Annotated in this window: 20 protein-coding genes, 2 tRNA genes and 1 other annotated feature; of the genes, 19 read left to right on the top strand and 3 right to left on the bottom strand. The window is 38.9% G+C overall.

Going from position 1 to position 25,256, the window contains the following annotated elements; genetic code table 11:
• The first annotated feature begins 86 nt into the window (after nt 1–86).
• From QM959_RS06930 to sufB, 12 genes are all read left to right on the top strand, one after another.
• Nucleotides 87–317 (top strand): DUF2969 domain-containing protein, encoded by a 231-nt coding sequence (locus QM959_RS06930; RefSeq protein ID WP_414372307.1) that lies wholly within the window; start codon nt 87–89, stop codon nt 315–317.
• A gap of 49 nt (nt 318–366) precedes the next feature.
• Nucleotides 367–447 (top strand) — tRNA-Tyr (locus QM959_RS06925).
• Between the two features lie 9 nt (nt 448–456).
• A tRNA-Gln gene (locus QM959_RS06920) sits at nt 457–528 on the top strand.
• 161 nt (nt 529–689) lie between these two features.
• Nucleotides 690–1,892, top strand: a complete 1,203-nt coding sequence (gene rpsA / locus QM959_RS06915) for a 30S ribosomal protein S1 (RefSeq protein ID WP_414372305.1) — start codon at nt 690–692, stop codon at nt 1,890–1,892.
• A gap of 85 nt (nt 1,893–1,977) precedes the next feature.
• Entirely contained in the window at nt 1,978–2,475 is a 498-nt protein-coding gene (locus QM959_RS06910; protein WP_414372303.1) for a GAF domain-containing protein, read from the top strand.
• Nucleotides 2,475–4,133, top strand: coding sequence for a DNA polymerase III subunit gamma/tau (dnaX, locus tag QM959_RS06905; protein WP_414372301.1), 1,659 nt, complete (start codon nt 2,475–2,477; stop codon nt 4,131–4,133). The genes QM959_RS06910 and dnaX overlap by 1 nt, the downstream gene beginning before the upstream one ends.
• Before the next feature lie 27 nt (nt 4,134–4,160).
• Nucleotides 4,161–4,355, top strand: a complete 195-nt coding sequence (locus QM959_RS06900) for a DUF3272 domain-containing protein (protein WP_125453016.1) — start codon at nt 4,161–4,163, stop codon at nt 4,353–4,355.
• A 150-nt stretch (nt 4,356–4,505) separates the two neighbouring features.
• Nucleotides 4,506–5,276 (top strand): Fe-S cluster assembly ATPase SufC, encoded by a 771-nt coding sequence (gene sufC / locus QM959_RS06895; RefSeq protein ID WP_125848644.1) that lies wholly within the window; start codon nt 4,506–4,508, stop codon nt 5,274–5,276.
• Between the two features lie 27 nt (nt 5,277–5,303).
• A complete protein-coding gene (gene sufD, locus QM959_RS06890; RefSeq protein WP_414372298.1) occupies nt 5,304–6,566 on the top strand; it encodes a Fe-S cluster assembly protein SufD in 1,263 nt (420 codons plus the stop codon).
• A gap of 10 nt (nt 6,567–6,576) precedes the next feature.
• On the top strand, nt 6,577–7,803 hold the full coding sequence (locus tag QM959_RS06885; protein WP_414372296.1) for a cysteine desulfurase: 1,227 nt from the start codon (nt 6,577–6,579) through the stop codon (nt 7,801–7,803).
• Nucleotides 7,790–8,221 (top strand): Fe-S cluster assembly sulfur transfer protein SufU, encoded by a 432-nt coding sequence (gene sufU, locus QM959_RS06880; RefSeq protein WP_414372294.1) that lies wholly within the window; start codon nt 7,790–7,792, stop codon nt 8,219–8,221. The genes QM959_RS06885 and sufU overlap by 14 nt, the downstream gene beginning before the upstream one ends.
• A 66-nt stretch (nt 8,222–8,287) precedes the next feature.
• Nucleotides 8,288–9,700, top strand: a complete 1,413-nt coding sequence (gene sufB, locus QM959_RS06875; RefSeq protein WP_000797057.1) for a Fe-S cluster assembly protein SufB — start codon at nt 8,288–8,290, stop codon at nt 9,698–9,700.
• Between the two features lie 191 nt (nt 9,701–9,891).
• On the opposite strand, the gene pbp3 is transcribed toward sufB, so the two are convergent.
• Entirely contained in the window at nt 9,892–11,133 is a 1,242-nt protein-coding gene (gene pbp3, locus QM959_RS06870; protein WP_414372292.1) for a D-alanyl-D-alanine carboxypeptidase PBP3, read from the bottom strand.
• A gap of 102 nt (nt 11,134–11,235) precedes the next feature.
• Between pbp3 and QM959_RS06865 the strand changes: the two genes are divergently transcribed.
• Nucleotides 11,236–12,345, top strand: coding sequence for an AI-2E family transporter (locus QM959_RS06865; RefSeq protein WP_414372291.1), 1,110 nt, complete (start codon nt 11,236–11,238; stop codon nt 12,343–12,345).
• Between the two features lie 206 nt (nt 12,346–12,551).
• Nucleotides 12,552–13,748 carry an elongation factor Tu gene (tuf, locus tag QM959_RS06860; RefSeq protein ID WP_001040724.1) on the top strand — a complete coding sequence of 399 codons (1,197 nt, stop codon included), beginning with the start codon at nt 12,552–12,554 and terminating at the stop codon, nt 13,746–13,748.
• Between the two features lie 153 nt (nt 13,749–13,901).
• On the opposite strand, the gene QM959_RS06855 is transcribed toward tuf, so the two are convergent.
• On the bottom strand, nt 13,902–14,984 hold the full coding sequence (locus tag QM959_RS06855; RefSeq protein ID WP_414372283.1) for a DEAD/DEAH box helicase: 1,083 nt from the start codon (nt 14,982–14,984) through the stop codon (nt 13,902–13,904).
• Nucleotides 14,981–15,958, bottom strand: coding sequence for a Gfo/Idh/MocA family protein (locus tag QM959_RS06850; protein ID WP_414372281.1), 978 nt, complete (start codon nt 15,956–15,958; stop codon nt 14,981–14,983). The genes QM959_RS06855 and QM959_RS06850 overlap by 4 nt, the downstream gene beginning before the upstream one ends.
• A gap of 142 nt (nt 15,959–16,100) precedes the next feature.
• Here QM959_RS06850 and QM959_RS06845 point away from each other — a divergent pair, with 142 nt between their 5' ends.
• The 5 genes from QM959_RS06845 to QM959_RS06825 all read left to right on the top strand — a co-directional run bounded on the left by QM959_RS06845 (nt 16,101) and on the right by QM959_RS06825 (nt 24,892).
• Nucleotides 16,101–16,805, top strand: coding sequence for a YoaK family protein (locus tag QM959_RS06845; RefSeq protein ID WP_414372279.1), 705 nt, complete (start codon nt 16,101–16,103; stop codon nt 16,803–16,805).
• A 58-nt stretch (nt 16,806–16,863) separates the two neighbouring features.
• Nucleotides 16,864–16,951: a sequence feature (ribosomal protein L21 leader region), on the top strand.
• Nucleotides 16,952–16,987: 36 nt separating this feature from the next.
• The gene (gene rplU, locus QM959_RS06840) at nt 16,988–17,302 is read left to right on the top strand and encodes a 50S ribosomal protein L21 (protein ID WP_414372278.1); all 315 of its coding nucleotides are present in this window, start codon (nt 16,988–16,990) and stop codon (nt 17,300–17,302) included.
• A gap of 15 nt (nt 17,303–17,317) precedes the next feature.
• Nucleotides 17,318–17,662 (top strand): ribosomal-processing cysteine protease Prp, encoded by a 345-nt coding sequence (locus QM959_RS06835; protein ID WP_000613699.1) that lies wholly within the window; start codon nt 17,318–17,320, stop codon nt 17,660–17,662.
• Between the two features lie 16 nt (nt 17,663–17,678).
• Entirely contained in the window at nt 17,679–17,972 is a 294-nt protein-coding gene (gene rpmA, locus QM959_RS06830) for a 50S ribosomal protein L27 (RefSeq protein ID WP_000916509.1), read from the top strand.
• A gap of 299 nt (nt 17,973–18,271) precedes the next feature.
• On the top strand, nt 18,272–24,892 hold the full coding sequence (locus QM959_RS06825) for a mucin-binding protein (protein ID WP_414372276.1): 6,621 nt from the start codon (nt 18,272–18,274) through the stop codon (nt 24,890–24,892).
• The last annotated feature ends 364 nt before the right edge of the window (nt 24,893–25,256 follow it).

The following is a 25,256-nucleotide window of genomic DNA, read 5'->3' as shown; positions in this document are numbered from 1 at the left end:
TATATCAGACATGGAATGATATAGAGTTTTTTCTTGCTAGTTTTAGGATTTTCTTGTAAAATAGAAAAAGTGAAGAGAGGTATGAAATGAGTAAGAAAGATAAAAAAATCGAAATTCAAGTATCAGATGCCAAAGTTAAGGTAGGAAAAGACAATTTTGAAGGTTATACGTTAACCATTGGTAAAAAAGTTATCGGAGAAATTGCCGAATTAGATGGACAATTTGCCATCATAAAGAATGGGAATGTCGATAGTTTTTATAAAAAATTGGAAAAAGCTGTGGAAATTTTGATTGAAAATTATAATTTAGCAAAATAAGTCTTGTTTTTTTGAAATTTTCATGATATAATAGTCGATGTTGATTGTAGGAGAGATAGCGAAGAGGCTAAACGCGGCGGACTGTAAATCCGCTCCTTCGGGTTCGGGGGTTCGAATCCCTCTCTCTCCATTTCATCAATGGGGTATAGCCAAGCGGTAAGGCAAGGGACTTTGACTCCCTCATGCGTTGGTTCGAATCCAGCTACCCCAGTTCTTAGGTAATAATCAAGATAAAAAGCAAAATATCTTAGGGTATTTTATTTTTATAATTGAAAGACGTGAACGATATGAACATGTCCTTGCGGGTGCTTAGGAAAAAAATTATAAGTATGTCAAGTTTAAGAAAAACTTGATTGTTGGAGGATTTTTTAGATGAACGAATTTGAAGATTTGCTAAATAGCGTTAGCCAAGTTGAGACTGGTGATGTTGTTAGTGCTGAAGTATTGACAGTTGATGCGACTCAAGCTAACGTTGCAATCTCTGGAACTGGTGTTGAAGGTGTCTTGACTCTTCGCGAATTGACAAACGATCGCGATGCAGATATCAATGACTTTGTTAAAGTAGGAGAAGTATTGGATGTTCTTGTACTTCGTCAAGTAGTTGGTAAAGATACTGATACAGTTACATACCTTGTATCTAAAAAACGCCTTGAAGCTCGCAAAGCATGGGACAAACTTGTTGGTCGCGAAGAAGAAGTTGTCACTGTTAAAGGAACTCGTGCCGTTAAAGGTGGACTTTCAGTAGAATTTGAAGGTGTTCGTGGATTTATCCCAGCTTCAATGTTGGATACTCGTTTCGTACGTAACACTGAGCGTTTTGTAGGTCAAGAATTTGATGCTAAAATCAAAGAAGTTGACGCTAAAGAAAACCGCTTCATCCTTTCACGTCGTGAAGTTGTTGAAGCAGCTACTGCAGCAGCTCGCGCTGAAGTATTCGGTAAATTGGCTGTTGGTGATGTTGTAACTGGTAAAGTTGCACGTATCACAAGCTTCGGTGCTTTCATCGACCTTGGTGGTGTTGACGGATTGGTTCACTTGACTGAATTGTCACACGAACGTAACGTATCACCAAAATCAGTTGTAACTGTTGGTGAAGAAATTGAAGTGAAAATCCTTGATCTTAACGAAGAAGAAGGACGCGTATCACTTTCACTTAAAGCAACAACACCTGGACCATGGGATGGCGTTGAGCAAAAATTGGCTAAAGGTGATGTAGTAGAAGGAATAGTTAAACGTTTGACTGACTTCGGTGCATTTGTTGAAGTATTACCAGGTATCGATGGACTTGTTCACGTATCACAAATTTCACACAAACGTATTGAAAATCCAAAAGAAGCTCTTAAAGTTGGTCAAGAAGTTCAAGTTAAAGTTCTTGAAGTTAACGCAGATGCAGAGCGTGTATCACTTTCTATCAAAGCTCTTGAAGAACGTCCAGCTCAAGAAGAAGGACAAAAAGAAGAAAAACGTGCTCCACGTCCACGTCGTCCAAAACGTCAAGAAAAACGTGATTTCGAACTTCCAGAAACACAAACAGGATTCTCAATGGCTGACTTGTTCGGTGATATCGAACTTTAATCAAATTGAAAATTCACAAAATCCTTTGTTTCCTAAACAAGGGATTTTTCTTTTGTCTGTAAGCCTTTTTTGATATAATAGTTCTATGTTAGAATCAGAAAAACAATCACGTTATCAAATGTTAAATGAAGAGCTATCTTTTTTATTGGAAGGTGAAACTAATGTTTTGGCTAATCTTTCCAACGCCGGTGCTCTTTTAAAATCACGCTTTCCTAATACCGTATTTGCAGGCTTTTATTTGTTCGATGGAAAGGAATTGATTTTAGGTCCCTTCCAAGGTGGTGTTTCCTGCATCCGTATAGCGCTAGGCAAGGGTGTTTGTGGGGAGGCAGCTCACTTTCAGGAAACTGTTATTGTTGGAGATGTGACGACCTACCCCAACTATATTTCTTGTGATAGTCGAGCTAAAAGTGAAATTGTTGTGCCGATGATAAAGAATGGTCTATTACTTGGAGTTCTGGATCTGGATTCTTCAGAGATTGATGATTATGACGCTATGGATCGAGATTATTTGGAACAATTTGTCGCTATTTTGCTTGAAAAGACAGAATGGGACTTTACAATGTTTGGGGAGAAAGCCTAATGTATCAAGCACTTTATCGAAAATATAGAAGTCAAAATTTCTCCCAGTTGGTTGGTCAAGAAGTTGTGGCTAAGACTCTTAAACAAGCAGTGGAGCAAGAGAAAATAAGTCATGCCTATCTTTTTTCAGGACCTCGTGGAACAGGAAAAACCAGTGTAGCCAAGATTTTTGCTAAAGCTATGAACTGTCCAAATCAAGTGGGTGGTGAACCTTGTAATAACTGCTATATTTGTCAAGCAGTGACGGACGGTAGTTTAGAAGATGTCATTGAAATGGATGCGGCCTCTAATAATGGGGTCGATGAAATCCGTGAAATTCGTGATAAATCTACTTATGCGCCTAGCCTTGCCCGTTATAAGGTTTATATCATAGATGAGGTTCACATGCTGTCTACAGGGGCTTTTAATGCCCTCCTAAAGACGCTGGAAGAGCCAACACAGAATGTGGTCTTTATTTTGGCCACTACTGAATTGCACAAAATTCCTGCCACTATTCTATCCCGTGTGCAACGTTTTGAATTTAAATCGATTAAGACACAGGATATTAAGGAACATATCCACTATATCTTAGAAAAAGAAAATATCTCTTCTGAACCAGAGGCTGTAGAAATTATCGCTAGACGAGCTGAAGGTGGGATGCGAGATGCCCTGTCTATTTTGGATCAAGCCCTGAGTTTGACACAGGGAAATGAACTGACGACTGCCATCTCTGAAGAAATTACAGGGACCATTAGTCTGTCAGCCTTGGATGATTATGTGGCTGCTTTGTCTCAACAGGATGTTCCCAAAGCCTTAGCTTGCTTAAATCTTCTCTTTGAGAATGGTAAGAGCATGACTCGTTTTGTAACAGACCTTTTGCACTATTTAAGAGACTTATTAATTGTTCAAACAGGGGGTGAAAACACTCATCATAGTTCAGTCTTTGTGGAGAATTTGTCACTTCCTCAAGAAAATTTGTTTGAAATGATTCGCTTAGCGACAGTCAGTTTAGCAGATATTAAGTCTAGTTTGCAGCCTAAGATTTATGCTGAGATGATGACCATCCGTTTGGCGGAGATTAAGCCCGAACCGGCTCTTTCTGGAGCGGTTGAAGATGAAATTTCTGCACTGAGACAAGAAGTGACACGTCTCAAACAAGAACTCGCCAATGTGGGAACTGTAGCTAAGCCAACAAATCCAGCTCCTAGTCGCCCAGCAGCGGGCAAGACAGTCTATCGTGTGGATCGCAATAAAGTTCAATCTATCTTACAAGAGGCCGTCGAAAATCCTGATTTAGCACGACAAAATCTGATTCGTTTGCAGAATGCCTGGGGAGAGGTAATTGAAAGTCTAGGTGGGCCGGACAAGGCTTTGCTGATTGGTTCTCAGCCGGTTGCGGCCAATGAACACCATGCCATTCTTGCTTTTGAGTCTAACTTTAATGCTGGTCAAACCATGAAACGTGATAATCTTAACGCTATGTTTGGCAACATTCTCAGTCAGGCAGCAGGTTTTTCACCTGAGATTTTAGCCATTTCTATGGAGGAATGGAAAGAAGTTCGCGCAGCCTTTTCAGCCAAAGCCAAATCTTCTCAGACTGAAAAAGAAGCAGAAGAAGAAAGCCTGATTCCAGAAGGATTTGAATTTTTGGCTGATAAAGTGAAGGTAGAGGAAGACTAAAGAAAGATTTCATGATACAATAAGTTTATGAATAGACAACAATTTATTATTATCGCGCTGTTTACAGCTGTTGAGACCTATTTTTTCAATGAAGCCTGGATGACTGGTCGCTATATAATGGCAGCCTTTTGGGCTATTTTGCTCTTTAGAAATTTCCGAGTGAGTTACTTGATGGGTAAAATAGTAGATGTCATTGACCAGCATTTAAAAGGAAAAGACTAGTCCTCAGCTTCTAGACAAAATCAAAGCCTTTTGGGCTTTTTTTTGTTATACTATAAAAGTATATTTATTGACCTTTTACCGTATTGTCTAGGAAAATCAAGTATGTTTCTAGTAAGTACTGTAAAGGTCTTGAAAAAGAAAGGAACTATCATGTCAGTATTAGAGATCAAAGATCTTCACGTTGAGATTGAAGGAAAAGAAATTTTAAAAGGGGTTAACCTGACCCTTAAAACAGGAGAAATCGCTGCTATCATGGGACCAAATGGTACTGGTAAATCGACTCTTTCTGCCGCTATCATGGGGAATCCAAACTATGAAGTCACTAAAGGTGAAGTCTTGTTTGATGGCGTAAACATCCTTGAGTTGGAAGTGGACGAGCGTGCGCGTATGGGGCTTTTCCTTGCTATGCAATACCCGTCAGAAATTCCTGGTATTACTAACGCTGAGTTTCTTCGTGCAGCTATGAATGCTGGAAAAGAAGATGATGAAAAGATTTCAGTTCGTGAATTTATCACTAAATTGGATGAGAAGATGGAATTGCTCAACATGAAAGAAGAAATGGCTGAGCGTTACCTCAACGAAGGTTTCTCTGGTGGTGAGAAAAAACGTAATGAAATTCTTCAACTTTTGATGTTGGAACCAACTTTCGCTCTTTTGGATGAGATTGACTCTGGTCTTGATATTGACGCTCTTAAAGTTGTTTCTAAAGGTGTTAATGCCATACGTGGTGAAGGTTTTGGTGCTATGATTATCACTCACTACCAACGTCTTTTGAATTACATCACACCAGACGTGGTACACGTGATGATGGAAGGTCGTGTTGTCCTTTCTGGTGGTCCAGAACTGGCTGCGCGTTTGGAACGTGAAGGATACGCAAAACTAGCTGAAGAACTTGGCTACGACTACAAGGAAGAATTGTAATTCCCTCGTATCTTTTAGGAGAAGTAAATGACTAAAGAAACTATTAAACTTTTTTCAGAAATGCACGCTGAACCAAGCTGGTTGGCAGACCTCCGTCAAAAAGCTTTTGATAAGATTGAGACTTTGGAATTGCCAGTCATTGAGCGTGTCAAATTCCACCGTTGGAATCTGGGAGATGGTACTATTACAGAAAGTGAGTCATCAGCAAATGTTCCAGATTTCACTGCACTAGATAATCACTTGAAGTTGGTGCAAGTAGGAACTCAAACAGTTTTTGAACAAATTCCAGTTGAGTTAGCTGAACAGGGTGTCGTTTTTATAGACTTCCACTCAGCTTTAGAAGAAATTCCAGAACTCGTAGAAGAATTCTTCATGTCATCTGTCAAGTATGACGATGATAAATTAGCAGCTTACCATACAGCGTATTTCAACAGTGGCGCTGTTCTCTATATTCCTGATAATGTTGAGATTGCTGAGCCAATCGAAGGAATTTTCTACCAAGACAGTGATAGCGATGTGCCATTTAACAAACATATTATGATTATCGCTGGCAAGAACAGTAAGATTAGCTACCTTGAACGTCTAGAGTCACGTGGTGAAGGAAGTGCCAAAGCAACTGCTAACATTACTGTCGAAGTGATTGCACGTTCTGGTGCTCAAGTCAAGTTTGCTGCTATTGACCGTCTTGGTGAGAATGTCACTGCCTACATTAGCCGCCGAGGTAAACTAGGTAACAATGCAAGTATTGACTGGGCTATCGGTGTCATGAACGAAGGGAACGTTGTTGCTGACTTTGATAGTGACTTGATTGGTAACGGTAGCCATGCTGATCTTAAAGTTGTAGCGCTCTCAAGTGGTCGTCAGGTACAAGGGATTGATACACGTGTAACTAACTATGGTTGCAACTCTATCGGAAATATCCTACAACATGGGGTTATTCTTGAAAAAGCAACCTTGACCTTCAATGGTATCGGTCACATCATCAAGGGTGCTAAGGGAGCAGATGCCCAACAAGAAAGTCGTGTTCTCATGCTTTCAGACCGGGCGCGTTCAGACGCCAACCCAATTCTTTTGATTGATGAAAATGATGTTACTGCAGGACACGCAGCATCGATTGGACAAGTTGATCCAGAAGACATGTACTACCTCATGAGTCGTGGCTTGGATAAAGCAACTGCAGAACGCTTGGTTGTTCGTGGTTTCCTTGGCTCTGTTATCGTGGAGATTCCAGTCAAGGAAGTTCGTGATGAAATGATTGCGACTATCGAAGAAAAATTGTCAAAACGCTAAGGGGTAGCCTATGTTAGATGTAGAAGCTATTCGTAAGGATTTTCCAATTTTAGACCAGATTGTCAACGATGAACCATTGGTTTACTTGGACAATGCTGCGACGACACAAAAACCACTAGCAGTTCTGGAAACGATCAATCGCTACTATGAACAGGATAATGCCAATGTTCACCGTGGTGTTCATACCTTGGCTGAAAGGGCGACAGCTTCTTATGAAGCCGCTCGTGAAACCATTCGCAAGTTTATAAATGCGTCTTCTACAAAGGAGGTACTCTTTACTAGAGGAACTACAACTAGTCTTAACTGGGTGGCACGTTTCGCTGAGGAAATTTTGACTGAGGGAGACCAGGTCTTGATTTCTGTCATGGAACACCATTCCAATATTATTCCATGGCAGGAAGCTTGCCGAAAGACTGGGGCAGAGCTTGTTTATGTCTATCTCAAAGATGGAGCTCTGGATATGGATGACTTGCGATCTAAATTGACGGATAAGGTTAAATTTGTTTCACTAGCACATGCTTCCAACGTTCTTGGAGTGGTCAATCCTATCAAAGAAATCACGCAAATGGCTCATAAAGTTGGAGCTATTATGGTGGTAGATGGTGCTCAGTCTACACCTCATATGATGATTGATGTTCAGGACTTGGATGTAGACTTCTTTGCCTTCTCAGGTCACAAGATGGCTGGTCCGACTGGTATCGGTGTTCTTTATGGCAAAGAAAAGTATTTGGAACAAATGTCACCAGTTGAATTTGGTGGCGAGATGATTGATTTTGTTTATGAACAATCTGCAACTTGGAAGGAATTGCCTTGGAAATTTGAGGCTGGAACTCCCAATATGGCAGGTGCGATTGGACTTGCTGCTGCAGTAGATTATCTTGAAAGTCTTGGTATGGAAGCCATTGAAGCTCATGAACAGGAATTGATTGCATATGTCTTTCCAAAATTGCAGGCAATTGAGGGATTGACCATTTACGGTTCGCAAGATTTGGCTCAACGTTCAGGTGTCATTGCCTTTAATCTAGGTGATCTTCATCCTCACGACCTTGCGACTGCTCTGGATTATGAAGGAGTAGCGGTTCGTGCCGGTCACCATTGCGCTCAACCTTTGCTCCAGTATTTGGATGTTCCAGCAACAGCTCGTGCAAGTTTTTATATCTACAATACCAAGGCAGATTGCGACAAGTTAGTCGATGCTTTACAAAAGACAAAGGAGTTTTTCAATGGCACTTTCTAAACTAGATAGCCTTTATATGGCAGTGGTAGCGGACCATTCGAAAAATCCCCATCACCAAGGTAGGTTGGAAGATGCTGAACAAATTAGCCTTAACAATCCAACTTGTGGGGATGTCATCAACCTCTCTGTCAAGTTTGATGCAGATGATCGTTTGGAAGATATTGCTTTTCTAAACTCTGGTTGTACGATTTCAACTGCCTCTGCTAGTATGATGACAGATGCAGTCTTAGGAAAGACCAAGCAAGAAATCCTAGAGCTTGCAACCATCTTTTCTGAAATGGTTCAAGGTCAAAAGGATGAGCGTCAAGATCAACTTGGAGATGCAGCATTCTTATCAGGAGTTGCCAAGTTTCCTCAACGAATCAAATGCGCAACCCTAGCTTGGAACGCCCTTAAAAAAACAATTGAAGACCAATAAAACAAATAAGACAAAGTTTCTTTGTTTTATTAATCATAAGTAATGAAGAATGAAAGAAAGGATATTATGGCTGAAGAAAGAGTAGAACCAAAACCAATTGATCTTGGTGAATATAAATTTGGTTTCCATGATGATGTAGAGCCTGTCCTATCGACAGGAAAAGGATTGAACGAAGAAGTCATTCGTGAGCTATCAGCTGCTAAGGGTGAACCTGAGTGGATGTTAGAATTCCGTTTGAAGTCTTATGAAACCTTCAAAAAAATGCCTATGCAAACATGGGGAGCAGACTTGTCAGAGATTGATTTTGATGACTTGATTTACTACCAAAAACCATCTGATAAACCAGCTCGTTCTTGGGATGAAGTTCCTGAAAAAATCAAAGAAACCTTTGAACGTATTGGGATTCCTGAAGCTGAGCGTGCTTATCTTGCTGGAGCTTCTGCCCAGTACGAGTCAGAAGTGGTTTACCACAACATGAAGGAAGAATTCCAGAAATTGGGTATTATCTTTACTGATACAGATTCTGCCCTTAAAGAGTACCCAGATTTGTTTAAACAATACTTTGCGAAGTTAGTACCGCCGACTGATAACAAGTTGGCTGCCCTCAACTCAGCAGTATGGTCTGGTGGAACTTTTATATATGTACCAAAAGGAGTTAAAGTGGATATTCCACTTCAAACTTACTTCCGTATCAACAACGAAAATACTGGTCAGTTTGAACGTACCTTGATCATCGTTGATGAGGGAGCAAGCGTCCACTACGTAGAAGGATGTACAGCGCCAACTTATTCAAGTAACAGTTTGCATGCTGCTATTGTAGAAATATTTGCCTTGGACGGGGCTTACATGCGTTATACAACCATCCAAAACTGGTCTGACAACGTTTATAACTTGGTAACAAAACGTGCCAAAGCCTTGAAAGATGCGACTGTTGAGTGGATTGATGGAAACTTGGGTGCTAAAACAACCATGAAATACCCATCTGTTTATCTTGATGGAGAAGGTGCGCGAGGAACTATGCTTTCGATTGCCTTTGCCAATGCTGGTCAACACCAGGATACTGGTGCCAAGATGATCCACAATGCACCGCATACAAGTTCATCAATCGTGTCTAAATCCATCGCCAAAGGCGGAGGAAAAGTTGACTATCGTGGACAAGTAACCTTTAACAAGAACTCTAAGAAATCTGTTTCTCACATCGAGTGTGATACCATTATCATGGATGACTTGTCAGCATCAGATACCATTCCGTTTAATGAAATTCACAACTCGCAAGTTGCATTGGAGCACGAAGCTAAGGTTTCTAAGATTTCGGAAGAACAACTCTACTACCTCATGAGTCGTGGTTTGTCAGAGTCTGAGGCAACTGAGATGATCGTTATGGGATTTGTAGAGCCCTTCACTAAAGAATTACCAATGGAATATGCTGTTGAGCTTAACCGCTTGATTAGCTATGAAATGGAAGGATCAGTTGGGTAAAATTTGATTTTAGATTTATACTCAATGAAAATCAAAGAGCAAACTAGGAAGCTAGCCGCAGGCTGTACTTGAGTACGGCAAGGCAACGCTGACGTAGTTTGAATTAGATTTTCGAAGAGTATTACCCAAAATCAAGGACTTTGAAGACGAACTTGTAACAAAAAAATCGCGGTTTAAAATCGCGATTTTTTTTATAATTTTTCGTTGATGAAGCGGATAAACTGATTCCACCAAACTTTTAAGAAGAAGGCTTTTTCAACTTTCTTTTCTGCTACCATTTCAAAACTAGGACGTTCTGTAGTGATATAACCTTGTCCAATCAAGTCATTATCTTCATAAGTCAAATGTCCAACTACTGTTCCGGCTTCAAGTGGTGCTGGGATTGCCTTAGAATCAGGTGTGAATTGAATAGATTGAGAAGATTGATTCCCAACACGTTCAATTAGAGTAATATCATCTTTGGCAACAGCAGTGACTGTATCTTCTTTTCCGTCTTGTACAGGGGCTTTGCTATCTTGATAGGCATCACCTTTCTGAACGATTTTACGAAGTGTGAATGTAGAAGAGATATAATCCATTAGTGAAGATGTAGCTGTGAAGCGAGCATAAGGATTATTGTCTTGATGATCGGCATTCAAAACAACTGTAATAACCCTCATTCCTTTTTCGACAGTAGTACCTACAAAAGATTCTCCAGCTTTGTCTGTTGTTCCTGTCTTAAGTCCGTCAAAACCACCGCGGTAAGCAGGCAAGCCTTCTAACATGTAGTTGGTAGAAGTAATTGTCATGCCAGCAAAAGTAGAAGAAGGTTTTTTCGTGATTTCTAAGACTTGTGGGTATTTTTTGATGAGGTTGCGAGCAACGATAGCAACATCATATGCACTGAGCTTATTTTCCTCATCTTTTTTAGAGCCTGGGTAAATATTATCCCCTAGAGTCTCATTGTTAAGCCCCGTCGTATTGACAACTGTGGCATCCTGAATTCCCCATTCCAAGAGTTTTGCCCGCATCATATCGACGAAATCTTTTTCTGAGCCAGCAATTTTCTCGGCTAGGGCAATAGCGGCACTGTTAGCACTAGATACTAGTGTTGCTTCCAGTAGCTGCTCGACAGTATAATTACGAGCCTCCATAGGGACGTTACTCGCTTCGGAATTTGTCGTTAATTTGTAAGGATAATCAGAAATATCTACCGGAGTGGATAGTGTAATACTGCCGTTTTCCAAGGCTTCATAGACAAGATAAACCGTAATCAATTTTGTGATTGAAGCGATTTCAACTGGCTGAGTTGCATCTTTTTCATAAAGTATTTTACCAGAATTCGCCTCAACAGCAATTGCATGTTTAGCAGAAATATTAAAATCTTGTGCAGCAACAGTCGATGCTGAGCCAATGACGGAAAGGCTTAGGAGAGTTAAAATTATTTTTTTCATAGTAAGTTTATTCTATCATAAAGAAAAAAATATTCCCAGTTTCATGATATATGAAAGAAGCTTTTTTGAAAGTGTGGTAAAATAGATGAATGGAGGTACCTCATGTTTCGTAAGAATAAATTATTTTTTTGGACCAGTGAGATTTTACTATTAACCATCATCTTCTATTTATGGAGAGAGATGGGAGCAATTATTACACCTTTTGTAAGTGTCGCAAACACTATAATGATTCCCTTTCTTTTAGGTGGTTTTTTATATTATTTGACCAATCCTATTGTAAATTTTTTACAAAAGTATTTCAGAATTAACCGCATCATTGGAATTCTATTAACCTTGTGCGCCTTGGTCTGGGGACTAGTTATTGGGGTAGTCTATCTCTTACCAATTTTGATTAATCAGCTGACAAGTTTGATTTCAACAAGTCAGACAATTTATAGTCGTCTTCAAGATTTGATTGTAGATTTATCGACTTATCCAGCCTTTCAAAATTTAGATATTCAAACGACTATTCAACAGTTAAATTTATCCTATGTTGATATTTTACAAAATATCCTAAATAGTGTGACCAATAGTGTTGGAAGTGTCCTATCAGCTCTCTTTAGTACTGTTTTAATTATTATCATGACACCTGTGTTTTTGGTTTATTTTTTGTTAGATGGTCACAAATTTTTACCGATGCTTGAACGTACTGTTTTAAAGCGAGATAAGTTGCATATTGCAGGTCTGCTAAAAAATTTGAATACTACAATAGCTCGCTATATTAGTGGAGTCGCCATTGATGCGATTATTATTGGTTGTTTGGCCTTTATCGGATATAGTATCATTGGTTTAAAATATGCTTTGGTATTTGCCATCTTTTCAGGATTAGCCAATCTCATTCCGTATGTGGGACCAAGTATAGGTCTGATTCCGATGATTATCGCCAATGTCTTTACTGATCCCCATAGAATGTTGATTGCAGTTGTTTATATGCTGATTATTCAGCAAGTGGATGGGAACATCCTTTACCCTCGCATTGTTGGTGGTGTGATGAAGGTTCATCCAATTACGATTTTAGTATTACTTTTGTTATCAAGTAATATCTATGGTGTCATTGGTATGATTGTAGCAGTACCAACCTATTCTATCTTAAAAGAAATTTCTAAGTTCTTATCACGTTTGTATGAAAATCATAAAATAATGAAAGAACGAGAAAGAGAATTAGCTAAGTAAAAGTCAGGAAATTCCTGATTTTTCTTTTTGTTTAGTTAAGTGATAGGAGTAGAAGTGTCGTTTAGATTAGCCGATTAAGAATAATTCACAAAATGTGTGTAAAACACTTGCAATTTAGCTGAAATTTGATAAAATAGTAAGGAAAGTTAGACTGTATTGCCTACTGTCTATCTATAAAATATATTTTATTGGAGGCTTTTACTCAAATGGCAAAAGAAAAATACGATCGTAGTAAACCACACGTTAACATTGGTACTATCGGACACGTTGACCACGGTAAAACTACCCTAACTGCAGCTATCACAACTGTTTTGGCACGTCGCTTGCCTTCATCAGTTAACCAACCTAAAGACTATGCGTCTATCGATGCTGCTCCAGAAGAACGCGAACGCGGTATCACTATCAACACTGCGCACGTTGAGTACGAAACTGAAAAACGTCACTACGCTCACATCGACGCTCCAGGACACGCGGACTACGTTAAAAACATGATCACTGGTGCCGCTCAAATGGACGGAGCTATCCTTGTAGTAGCTTCAACTGACGGTCCAATGCCACAAACTCGTGAGCACATCCTTCTTTCACGTCAGGTTGGTGTTAAACACCTTATCGTCTTCATGAACAAAGTTGACTTGGTTGACGACGAAGAATTGCTTGAATTGGTTGAAATGGAAATCCGTGACCTATTGTCAGAATACGACTTCCCAGGTGACGATCTTCCAGTTATCCAAGGTTCAGCTCTTAAAGCCCTTGAAGGTGACTCTAAATACGAAGACATCGTTATGGAATTGATGAACACAGTTGATGAGTACATCCCAGAACCAGAACGTGACACTGACAAACCATTGCTTCTTCCAGTCGAAGACGTATTCTCAATCACTGGACGTGGTACAGTTGCTTCAGGACGTATCGACCGTGGTATCGTTAAAGTCAACGACGAAATCGAAATCGTTGGTATCAAAGAAGAAACTCAAAAAGCAGTTGTTACTGGTGTTGAAATGTTCCGTAAACAACTTGACGAAGGTCTTGCTGGAGATAACGTAGGTGTCCTTCTTCGTGGTGTTCAACGTGATGAAATCGAACGTGGACAAGTTATCGCTAAACCAGGTTCAATCAACCCACACACTAAATTTAAAGGTGAAGTCTACATCCTTACTAAAGAAGAAGGTGGACGTCACACTCCATTCTTCAACAACTACCGTCCACAATTCTACTTCCGTACTACTGACGTTACAGGTTCAATCGAACTTCCAGCAGGTACTGAAATGGTAATGCCTGGTGATAACGTGACAATCGACGTTGAGTTGATCCACCCAATCGCCGTAGAACAAGGTACTACATTCTCTATCCGTGAGGGTGGACGTACTGTTGGTTCAGGTATGGTTACAGAAATCGAAGCTTAATTCGATTTAGTTCCCAGAAGAACAATTATTTAAGTCAGACACTAAAAGAATCTTGCTATGCAAGGTTCTTTTTTTCTGATATTGAACTAAAATTGAAGGATTGCTTATACAAAAAAGCTCTATACACTTGGTGTGCATAGAGCAAAGGGAGCTTTATTGGATATAGAGTTCTTGATTTTTTAGGACAATTTCTCGTACACTTGCAAACTTCTTGAGTTTTTTGATTTCTTCAGGATGAGTGACGAGAGTGATAACATAACCTTCTTTTCCCATACGACCAGTACGGCCAGCACGGTGGGTGTATGTCTCGATGTCTCTAGGAACATCAAAGTTTACGACACATTCGAGGCTATCGATATCAATTCCACGTGCCAGAAGGTCAGTTGCAAGAAGCAGGGTTAGTTGCTTGTCTTTAAACTTTTCTAAGATGACTTTTCTAAATTTGACATTGACATCACTAGCGAGGGAAACAGCCAAGATATCTCGATACTGTAATTTTTCTTCTGCACTTCCAAGGTCTGATAGGCTATTAAAGAAGACCAGACCGCGGAAATCCTCAACATGAGCTAGTTTTCGTAGCATATCCACTCGGTGACGTTGGTCTACCTGCATGTAGAAGTGCTGGATGTTGTCCAATTTTTGGTCAGAGAGATCAATGGTACGTGTGTTAGGCGCAATCTTTTCTTGATCAAACTTAGTCGTCGCACTCATGTAGACGAGTTGGTGGTCACGAGGTGCGTAGTGAGTGATTTTCTCAACAAAGTGTATCTGAGAATCATCTAGCAATTGGTCAAATTCATCTAGAATGATGGTTTTCACATTCATCATCTTGATTTTTTTCAGTTTAATGAGTTCAAAGATACGGCCTGGTGTTCCAATCAGAATTTCTGGCCCTTTTTTTAGGCGTTCAATCTGGCGTTTCTGACTTGAACCTGATAAGAAGAGTTGGGCAGTCAAGCCGATAGCCTCTGCCCACGTTTTACATACATCAAAAATTTGTCCAGCAAGTTCTGTATTCGGTGCTAGAATCAAGAGTTGTTGGGCTTTTTTCTTTTGTAGTCTGAGAAGACTTGGTAGAAGGTAAGCTAGGGTCTTGCCAGTTCCTGTTGGGCTCACTCCTAGGAGGTTTTCTCCAGCAAGAAGGGGCTCAAATAGTTGAGTTTGAATGGGGGTGAATTCTTGGAAACCGAGTTGGTCACTTAGTTCTTGCCATTCAGTAGGTAGTTTGGTTTTCATTTTTCTGCCTCAAATCTAATGCCAGCAGTCTGGCGCATGATATATAGTAGCTCATGAACTGAACTTGCATCTTCCAGCCAAGTTTGGTAGAGATTCAGATCTGGTTGCTGGATCATGTGTGCAAATGCAGCGACTTCCTCAGTCATCGTATGAGGAGCCTGTTGGATAGGGAGCTGGACTTGATTTCCTTGGTGGTCGGTAAAAATGGCCGAGCGAACATGCTCAATTGTGTTGAGGGTCAAGGTTCCATCTGTCGTATAAATCTCGCAAGGAAGATTGGAAGTGATGTTTTTTCCAGCCTTGATATGAACTTGATAGTCAGGGTAGAAGAGGATCCCATCTCCATTTAGGTCAATGCTATTGTCAAGCTGTTGCCCTTGATAGGTGGCATCTAGAGCCTTGCCAAATAGACAAACAGCCGCATAAATGGGGTAAATCCCCAAGTCCATAAGAGCTCCACCAGCAAAACGGTCTGAAAAGACATTGGGAGTCTGTCCAGCCAACAAATCCGGCATTTTAGAAGAATACTTGGCATAGTTGAAATCTGCTCCTAAAATTTGTTTGTCTGCCAAAAAGTTTTTGATAGTAGTAAAAGCTTCCTCGTGGTAATTGCGAGCTGCTTCAAAGATAAAACAGTGATTTTTCTTAGCTGTTTGAACCAATTCCAGCCAGTCTTGTGGCTGAGTGACAGCTGGCTTTTCAAGAATGACATGTTTACCTGCAGACAAGGCATCTTTTGCCTGAGCAAAATGCAAGGAGTTTGGGCTGGCAATATAGACCACATCAAAGGAGCTATTGAAGAAGTCCTCTACTTGATCAAAGGGTTGGATATCCTGATAACGAGAAGCAAAGTTTGCTGCAGTTTCTAGTTTTCTAGAATAGACTGCGACCAGCTGGTATTTTCCACTGGCATGGGCTGCCTCTATAAAGTGATGGCTGATAGCGCCTGTTCCGATGATACCTAATTTAAGCATAATTACCCCCTTTTTCGATTTCAAATTCTTCCTTTATTATAACATAGATAGACGGGACTATCCAACAGAGGGTAAAAAATTTCAAATAAGCTACTAGGTCTTTTCCGAAGAAAGTGGTACAATAATGAGATGAGTAAATGAAATGGGAGGGAAAATGAGGTTATTACCTATAAGGAAAATATCACGTCAGTCTAAGAGGCTAGCGCTTTTTTTGACTTTTTGTGCAGGTTATGTAGATGCCTATACTTTTATTGTGCGAGGGAACACTCTTGTAGCTGGACAAACTGGGAATGTTGTCTTTCTTTCAGTAGAATTGATTCAAAATAATGTTTCAGATGTTAGGGACAAGGTTCTCACCTTGCTAGCTTTTATGATGGGGGTCTTTTTATTAACTGTTTATAAGGAAAAATTGAGAATTGTGAAAAAACCTATTCTATCATTGATTCCTTTAGCAATCCTATCAATAGTTATTGGTTTTGTACCGCAGACTGTAGATAATATCTATCTAGTACCGCCCTTGGCCTTCTGTATGGGACTGGTGACAACCGCTTTTGGTGAGGTTTCGGGGATTGCATATAATAATGCCTTTATGACAGGGAACATCAAACGGACCATGCTGGCTTTCGGAGATTATTTCCGAACCAAGCACACTCCTTTTTTACGTGAAGGGTTCATATTTGTTAGCCTGCTTAGTAGTTTTGTCCTTGGTGTTCTCTTTTCAGCCTATTTGACGATTTTCTATCATGAAAAGACTATCCTAGGTATTCCAATCATGATGAGTATTTTTTACTCTAGTATGCTTTTTGCTAAGTGGCGGAAAAAAGTAAAAGAAAAAGCTTCATTTTAGGTGTTATTACTTGTAAGAAAACAGGAGATATGCTATACTTGAAGGGTAGACTATGCACGATCCTGTGCAACCGCACGAACATCGTTGCTTGATTATTCAAGTTTAAGTGGTTCGTCCCACGATGCTAGGCGAGTCTTCACAAAAAATTCGGGGAAACCCATAAAAATCATAGGAGGTGCATAATGCGCACATACGCAATTATCAAAACTGGCGGAAAACAAGTTAAAGTTGAAGTTGGTCAAGCAGTTTACGTTGAAAAATTAAACGTTGAAGCTGGTCAAGAAGTTACTTTTAACGAAGTTGTTCTTGTTGGTGGTGAAAACACTGTTGTCGGAACTCCACTTGTTGCTGGAGCTACTGTAGTTGGAACTGTTGAAAAACAAGGAAAACAAAAGAAAGTTGTTACTTACAAGTACAAACCTAAAAAAGGTAGCCACCGTAAACAAGGTCACCGTCAACCATATACTAAAGTTGTCGTCAACGCAATCAACGCTTAATTTTAAGGAGAACGCATGATACAAGCAGTCTTTGAGAGAGCCGAAGATGGCGAGCTGAGGAGTGCGGAGATTACTGGACACGCCGAGAGTGGCGAATACGGCTTAGATGTCGTGTGTGCATCGGTTTCTACGCTTGCCATTAACTTTATCAATTCCATTGAGAAATTTGCAGGCTATGAACCAATCTTAGAATTAAACGAAGATGAAGGTGGCTATCTGATGGTTGAAATTCCAAAAGATCTTCCTTCTCACCAGAGAGAAATGACACAATTATTCTTTGAATCATTTTTCTTAGGTATGGCAAACTTATCGGAGAACTCTTCTGAGTTCGTCCAAACCAGAGTTATCACAGAAAACTAACACGGAGGAAAACATTATGTTAAAAATGACTCTTAACAACTTGCAACTCTTCGCCCACAAAAAAGGTGGAGGTTCTACATCAAACGGACGTGATTCACAAGCAAAACGTCTTGGAGCTAAAGCAGCTGATGGACAAACTGTAACAGGTGGATCTATCCTTTATCGTCAACGTGGTACACACATCTATCCAGGTGTGAACGTTGGACGTGGTGGTGACGATACTTTGTTCGCTAAAGTTGAGGGCGTAGTACGATTTGAGCGTAAAGGACGTGATAAAAAACAAGTTTCTGTTTACCCAATCGCTAAATAAAAAGGTCCAGTGAACCTTTTTATCCCGAGCCTTGAAATGAAAAGGCGAGGAAGCTAGAAGTAGTATTAAATAAGGCTTTTTAAGTTTTCGGAGATTTAATATGATTTAAAATAAATGTTTATAAATTACAAGATTTTAGAGATATTTTGCAAATAGTTAACAATTGTAGGAAATATTTCTAATTTTTTTTGTATTTAAGCTATAATATAAGGGTCGTCTATTAATAAAATATTATTAAATACGGCATTTTATTATGAAAAATGTAATAAAAAATATAAACAAATTATAAGGTGAGAATAATGAATCAAGAATCAAAAGGATTTTTTCAATTTAGACAAAGGTTTAGTATAAGAAAGTTCAAAGTAGGAGTAGCAAGTGTGGCAATTTCTACAATGGCCATTGCTAGTACTCTAGTAATGGGGAAAATACCGACAGTACATGCAGATGGAGTAGTAGAACCTGTAACAAGTTCAACAGTAGAACCTGTAACAAGTTCAACAGTAGAACCTGTAACAAGTTCAACAGTAGAACCTGTAACAAGATCAGCAGTAGAACCTGTAACAAGTTCAACAGTAGAACCTGTAACAAGTTCAACAGTAGAACCTGTAACAAGATCAGCAGTAGAACCTGTAACAAGTTCAACAGTAGAACCTGTAACTAGTACTGAAAATGGAGTTAGTTTACAAGGACATTTAGTAGGTAACCAAACAGAATATAATGTAGGAGAACAAATCATCTCAACATTTAGATTAGATGTGTCTGCACCTTCAAAATTAGAAGAAGGTTCTTATATTTTAGTGAATCTACCTGAGAATGAACCTATTACTGATGTACAATTTGGTACAGCTTTAAGAGTGGAAAAAGTAACGGATAGACAGTATAAGATTTATACTGGAGAAGTTCCAAGTGGTTCTTATGGTAAATTTAATATTAGTTACAAGTTTGATAAATATAGAACTGGTCGTAATTCACAAACCTCTATCACTTCTCAAGTGATGGATAAAAATGGAAATCCAATTTCTCCTGCAATGAATACTAAGTCAGTGGTAGCAAATACAAATAAGAGCGGATATGCTAGTATTAATGTGGACAGTGAAAGTGGTGCAAGAGATTTAGCTTTATTTAATACAAATGCACCTGGCGATTCTATTGATGAAACAAAGAACAAAGAATTAGTTTTAAAATTAACGACATTAAATAAAGAAGTTGCTGCTGTTAATAAAATACAGCATGCTATTACTTTACCGACAGGAGCTGTAGTGTCTGAAAAATCAATTAATGCAGGATGGACACAGGAAGGTAATATTGCTCGTTACACAAGAACAATAACAGATGCAAAACCTGTATTCGATCAAGGAAATAATACTAGTGATGATACACTTAGCATCAATATGCGTCAGGCAGGTACATTAGAAGAGTTTTTAAAAGGAAAAAAATTTACCTTTACAGATAACGTAACTTATACAGATAAATCAGGAGAAACAAATATAAGTCAAGGATCTACTTCGTTAGTTGTGAAGGCTGTGAATCCTTATAAAAATAATGGAGGGGGAGCAACACCAGATGGACCAGGACAACAACCCCCATTAGTGATTAACAACTATACTAATGAACAAAATCATGAAAATAGGGTAAATATTGCAATTCCTGGAATTAATACAGAAACCGATGATAAAAGAATTATTACTTTCTGGAGAAGTGTAGATACTCCTACAAAACTTAAGGAAGTTGAATTAACTATTGATAGTGATTTTGATCAAAAGAGATCTATTGAATTTTATGGTACTTGGAACAAGAATGGGACTTATGCACCTTGGTATGCACCAGATAATCTAGGAACTAGTAATACGTTTGAAGTATATACAGTAAATGGTACAACAGAAACAAAACTTGGGGAAATCGCCTTTAAGAAAAATGGTGGAACATCTATAGATCTACCAGAAGGAACAACTAAAGTTTTATTAAGACCAAAAGGGGAAATGACATTTACAAATGATACGTTAAGTCAAGCGGGTATTTATTTACATCAAAACTTAAAAGGCTTAGAAAAAGCTAAACAAATGGTTTCAGAAGGGAAAGAAGCTAAGAGTATTGTTACTGCAAAAATTTCAACTCAAGACACAGATGTGGTCAATACAAGTACTTCTAAAACGATTTTAGCAGATGCTAGAACAGCTTTAAAACTGACATCGAGAACTGGGAAGGTAGAAACGGTTCTAGCAGGAAATAAAACACAATCATTAAGTTCTGGAATAGAAGCTTATGATTACTCACCTTCAGGTTTAGGGAATCGTGTATATGGTACAGATACTTCACATGGTGCTAATACAGATAAGAAATTAACTTATCTTGGTGCGAAAAATGCTAAAATTATTGTAGAATTACCAGATGGATTTAGCTACGCAGGTAATAGTCCACTTATAACTAAAGATGATAATTATCAAAATACTGGTAAACGTGTATTGATTATTGATCCAAAGGATTCAAACACTCGTGAGAATGTAACTCCAGATTTAGAGTTTAATGTAGCGCAGTGGGTTCAAACAGGTAGTTATCGCTTGAAATATACATTAGTTTGGGATGAAAATAGAATCCTACATGGATTAAATCCTAATAATGAGTTTGATGGAGATAAGTCAATTATCAATACATCAACTTTTACTTACGAAATTCCTGTAAGTAATTCATCAGCGACACGATTACACGTAGATGTGACGGATAAAAATGATCAACGTGAAGGTTATACTACATCGCTGAAAAATCTAGCTCCAAAAACAGATGTAACTTATCGCTTTACATTATCAAATACAGATAATTCAAAATTATCAAATAATGAAGTACTTGTGACATTACCTAAAAAAGGGGACAAGAATATTGTTGATACAAGTATAAATCGTAATTCTGCATTTGATGTGGAAGCTACAGGAGAAGCGATAGCCCCCGCAGGATGGACTGCATACTACTTAACTTCTCCAATTAATGGAAATGTGAATGAAGTTTCAGCAGCAGCTACTTTAACAGCAGATCAAGTGACAGATTGGAGCAAGGTTACAGCAGTTAAGTTTGTCTCTAATCCAGGAACTACATTAAACCCAGGATTGTCAAATGAATTTTTGGTACCAGCAAGAATTTCTAAAGATGCAAAAGATACACAGGTAGCTTATATTTCAGCAGCAGCAAAAACAAATGATGAAAAAATATATAATGAGGCGAATACAGCTTCTGTTACTATTAAAACAGAGAACATAAAAACTGGATCTGTTAAAGTTGCATATGAAGATATGCAAGGGAATACGATTAAACCAACGATAACAGCTATTGAAAAAAGAGCTTATACAAAAGATTATAATGTAGATACAGAAGAATATCGTCCTGATGAATTTACATATAATGAAAAAGCGTATAGATATGTGAAAGTCAAAGAAACATCTGCTCCGGTTGAAGGTGTTGTTAACAGTGAAGAAATTACAGTAACTTATGTTTATGATACTTTGTTGGATACAAAAACAGTAGCAACAAAACAAACGGTAACGTACGAAGGAGCAGGAGAAAACACACCAGCGCCTAACGTACAAACAAATTACACATTCACTGGAAAAACAAATAAAGTTACAAACGAAACAACATGGAATGAAAAAACACATACTTATGGAGTCGTAACAACACCAAAAGTAGAAGGATACTATGCGGATAAAGCACAAGCAGGCGGAAAAGAGGTAACACCAACAAATCCAGAAGCAAGTGATAAAGTAGTATATAAACCATTAGGAAAAGTAATCTTAGTGGACGAAGGTGGAAATGAAATTCCAAACACACCAAAACCTACTTATAAAAACAATCCAAATGATCCAACTGTTGGAGGAGAAACACCAATTCCAGAAATTCCAGACGGATATGAAATCAAACCAAAACAAGACGTACCAGGATTCAACCCAGAAGGAAAAGTAGTCACTCCACAAAAACCAGGAGAAGACACAAGAATCGTGTTAGTAGCGAAGCAAGGAGATATCACAAAAGCAACAAAACAAACGGTAACGTACGAAGGAGCAGGAGAAAACACACCAGCCCCTAACGTACAAACAGATTACACATTCACTGGAAAAACAAACAAACTTACAAATGTAACAACATGGAATGAAGAGACACATACTTATGGAGTCGTAACAACACCAAAAGTAGAAGGATACTATGCGGATAAAGCACAAGCAGGCGGAAAAGAGGTAACACCAACAAATCCAGAAGCAAGTGATAAAGTAGTATATAAACCATTAGGAAAAGTAATCTTAGTGGACGAAGGTGGAAATGAAATTCCAAACACACCAAAACCTACTTATAAAAACAATCCAAATGATCCAACTGTTGGAGGAGAAACACCAATTCCAGAAATTCCAGACGGATATGAAATCAAACCAAAACAAGACGTACCAGGATTCAACCCAGAAGGAAAAGTAGTCACTCCACAAAAACCAGGAGAAGACACAAGAATCGTACTAGTGAAAGCAAATCAAAAAGCAACAGTTAAGTATGTTGTTGACGGAACAAATACTGTTCTTCACAAAGATGAGCTAGTAGGTAAATCTGGAGAACCAATCCAATACACAACAGAACCTAAACTCGCAGAATTGAAAAAACTTGGATATGAATTAGTTACTGACGGATTTGTAACAGCGACAGATAAGAATTTCGATAATGATTCAAGAGTTGATCAAGATTTCTTGGTAACCGTAGCTAAGACAGTTCCAGTAACACCAACAACTCCACAAAACCCTAACGAAGATCCTAAGAACCCTAACCCAGGAGACCCAATTGATCCTAAGAATCCAACTGGACCAAAATGGACGAAAGATGCTCTTGATAAACTAAACGACATCAAGTCAGTAACTCGTACAATTACTTACGTTAAAGACGGTACAACTGAAGAAGTATCTACAACTGAAGCTCCAAAAGTAACGAATAAAGTAAGCTTCACACGTACAGTAGTTGTAAATCCAAAAGACGGTTCAGTAGTAGGTTACGATACAACAGGTGACGGTATTGCAGATGTACCAGCAACAGACACTACAAGCGGATGGACAGCTGCAGGTACAGCTAAATTTGCAGAAGTTAAATCACCAGTTGTTAAAGGATATGTTGTAAAACCTAACCAAGATACACAAGGTGACTTAGTAGAAGCTGATGGATCTAAAGTAAAAGCATCTACAACAGACTTAACTGTAGATTCAGTTAACCAAGATCTAAAAGTTAGATACGTACCAGTTGGAACATGGACACCGAAAGTACCGGAAGGTGAAACACCAATCAATCCAATTCCATATCCAAACGATCCAAAAGATCCAGGTAAAGTTGTAGATCCAAATGATCCAACAAATCCAAATGATCCAAACAAACCAAGTGTTCCAGTGATTCCACATATCCCAGGAACAACTCCAAAAGATCCAAATGGAAACCCACTGAAACCAGTAGATCCGAAAGATCCATCTAAAGGATATGTACCACCAACACCTAAGACACCAACGGAAAATACTCGAATTGATTATGTAAAAGATGATCAAAAAGCAGTAACGAAATTCGTAGATCTAAGTGGAAACCCAATTCCAGGTGTTAACAACATTGAAGAAACTGGTAAATCAGGTGAGCCATTAACGAAAGCAACAGAAGTAACTACAGAAATTGTTAAGTTAGTTGCTAAAGGATATGATCTAGTAAGCAACAACTACGGTAAAGATAACAACGGAAACTTTGATAAAGATTCTGGAAAAGATCAAGAATACACTGTAGTGTTAACACCACACGTTGAGCCAATTAAACCATTTGACCCAACTAATCCGAACGATCCAAACACACCAAAACCAGGTCAGCCAATTGATCCTAAGAATCCAGATGGACCAAAATGGACGAAAGAATTAATCGACAAGCTAACTACGACTAAACATGTTACTCGTACAATCACTTACGTTGACGATAAAGGAAACAAAGTTGAGTACACAGACAAAGCTGGAAATAAATCTACAGCTGATGTAACTGACAAAGTAACATTTACTCGTGAAGCTAAGATTAATCTTGTAACAGGTTCTATCGAATATGCTAGCTGGACTCCAGTGAACAACGATACTACATTTGATAAAGTAACATCGCCAGTAGTTCCAGGTTATGTTCTGAAAGATGCATCTCAAAAAGAAGTAGCAGCTACAGAAAACTTAACTGAAAACTCTAAAGATGAAAACATCAAAGTGGTTTACGTGCCAGTTGGAAAACTTGTACCGAAAGTACCAGAAGGTGTAACACCACCAACTCCAACGCCTTACGATAACGATCCTCAAGATCCAGGTAAAGTTGTACCACCAAGTCCAACTAAACCACAAGATCCACAAGATCCAAATAGTCCGAAAGTACCAGTGATTCCTCATATCCCAGGAACAACACCACAAGTGCCGAAAGATCCAACTAAACCAGTAGATCCAAACACTAACCCACTTGTACCGTTGAAACCAATCGATCCAAAAGATCCATCTAAAGGATATGAAGTACCGGACGTACCGGCAGATCCAACGAAAGATACGCCAATTTATTACGTACCGGAAGATCCAAGACCTTACCCAGGTCCAAATCCTACTCCGGTTCCAAACCCAGCTCCAGCTCCAGCGCCACAGCCAGAACCAAAACCAGAGCCTAAGCCGGAACCAAAACCGGAACCTAAGCCAGATCTAAATCCAACTCCAGAACCAGAGAAACCAGAAGTTCCAGAAACTCCTGTTAAACCAGCTCCTGTAGTCGAAGAAACAGTTAAGACGGCTTCTCAATTGCCAAACACTGGTGGACAATCTACAATTGCAATGACTGCACTTGGCGCTACAATTGGTTTGATTGGACTTGGTCTAGTTGGACTTGGTTTAGTTGCAAAACGTAAAAAAAGAAGATAAAGCTTAATATTTCTAGTTTTCTAGAATGATTCAAGATTTGTCTTAGAATATCTAAATCAAAGATATTCTAAAAGATGTCATACATTTATTAATAAGTGTATGTAATCGCAAGAGGAGCCCGAGACAAAATAGTTCTCCTCAGCCACAAAAAAGCTAGAGATTTCCAATAGCGGAACTCTAGCTTTTTAAGGCCCTTTTCTACCATTTGTCAAGTCTATCAATGCCTTTAATTAATAAGGCTCTTTGTCAACTGTAGTGGGTTGAAAAAAGCTAACATCTGGAGAGGACGATCGTCGTTCTCTCCATTTTTATATTCAGAGCGATAAAAATTCGTTTCTTAAAGTTTTCAAAGTTCCGAAAACCA

This window comes from Streptococcus mitis, assembly GCF_047459985.1.
GTDB lineage: Bacteria > Bacillota > Bacilli > Lactobacillales > Streptococcaceae > Streptococcus > Streptococcus mitis_DZ.
The sequence above is the reverse complement of the archived record's forward strand: the minus strand, read 5'-3'. Positions and strand labels throughout refer to the sequence as shown.

Coding starts and splice junctions, on each gene's coding strand:
- QM959_RS06930 (WP_414372307.1), top strand. CDS start 87: ATGAGTAAGAAAGATAAAAAAATCGAAATTCAAGTATCAGATGCCAAA.
- rpsA (WP_414372305.1), top strand. CDS start 690: ATGAACGAATTTGAAGATTTGCTAAATAGCGTTAGCCAAGTTGAGACT.
- QM959_RS06910 (WP_414372303.1), top strand. CDS start 1,978: ATGTTAGAATCAGAAAAACAATCACGTTATCAAATGTTAAATGAAGAG.
- dnaX (WP_414372301.1), top strand. CDS start 2,475: ATGTATCAAGCACTTTATCGAAAATATAGAAGTCAAAATTTCTCCCAG.
- QM959_RS06900 (WP_125453016.1), top strand. CDS start 4,161: ATGAATAGACAACAATTTATTATTATCGCGCTGTTTACAGCTGTTGAG.
- sufC (WP_125848644.1), top strand. CDS start 4,506: ATGTCAGTATTAGAGATCAAAGATCTTCACGTTGAGATTGAAGGAAAA.
- sufD (WP_414372298.1), top strand. CDS start 5,304: ATGACTAAAGAAACTATTAAACTTTTTTCAGAAATGCACGCTGAACCA.
- QM959_RS06885 (WP_414372296.1), top strand. CDS start 6,577: ATGTTAGATGTAGAAGCTATTCGTAAGGATTTTCCAATTTTAGACCAG.
- sufU (WP_414372294.1), top strand. CDS start 7,790: ATGGCACTTTCTAAACTAGATAGCCTTTATATGGCAGTGGTAGCGGAC.
- sufB (WP_000797057.1), top strand. CDS start 8,288: ATGGCTGAAGAAAGAGTAGAACCAAAACCAATTGATCTTGGTGAATAT.
- pbp3 (WP_414372292.1), bottom strand. CDS start 11,133: ATGAAAAAAATAATTTTAACTCTCCTAAGCCTTTCCGTCATTGGCTCA.
- QM959_RS06865 (WP_414372291.1), top strand. CDS start 11,236: ATGTTTCGTAAGAATAAATTATTTTTTTGGACCAGTGAGATTTTACTA.
- tuf (WP_001040724.1), top strand. CDS start 12,552: ATGGCAAAAGAAAAATACGATCGTAGTAAACCACACGTTAACATTGGT.
- QM959_RS06855 (WP_414372283.1), bottom strand. CDS start 14,984: ATGAAAACCAAACTACCTACTGAATGGCAAGAACTAAGTGACCAACTC.
- QM959_RS06850 (WP_414372281.1), bottom strand. CDS start 15,958: ATGCTTAAATTAGGTATCATCGGAACAGGCGCTATCAGCCATCACTTT.
- QM959_RS06845 (WP_414372279.1), top strand. CDS start 16,101: ATGGGAGGGAAAATGAGGTTATTACCTATAAGGAAAATATCACGTCAG.
- rplU (WP_414372278.1), top strand. CDS start 16,988: ATGCGCACATACGCAATTATCAAAACTGGCGGAAAACAAGTTAAAGTT.
- QM959_RS06835 (WP_000613699.1), top strand. CDS start 17,318: ATGATACAAGCAGTCTTTGAGAGAGCCGAAGATGGCGAGCTGAGGAGT.
- rpmA (WP_000916509.1), top strand. CDS start 17,679: ATGTTAAAAATGACTCTTAACAACTTGCAACTCTTCGCCCACAAAAAA.
- QM959_RS06825 (WP_414372276.1), top strand. CDS start 18,272: ATGAATCAAGAATCAAAAGGATTTTTTCAATTTAGACAAAGGTTTAGT.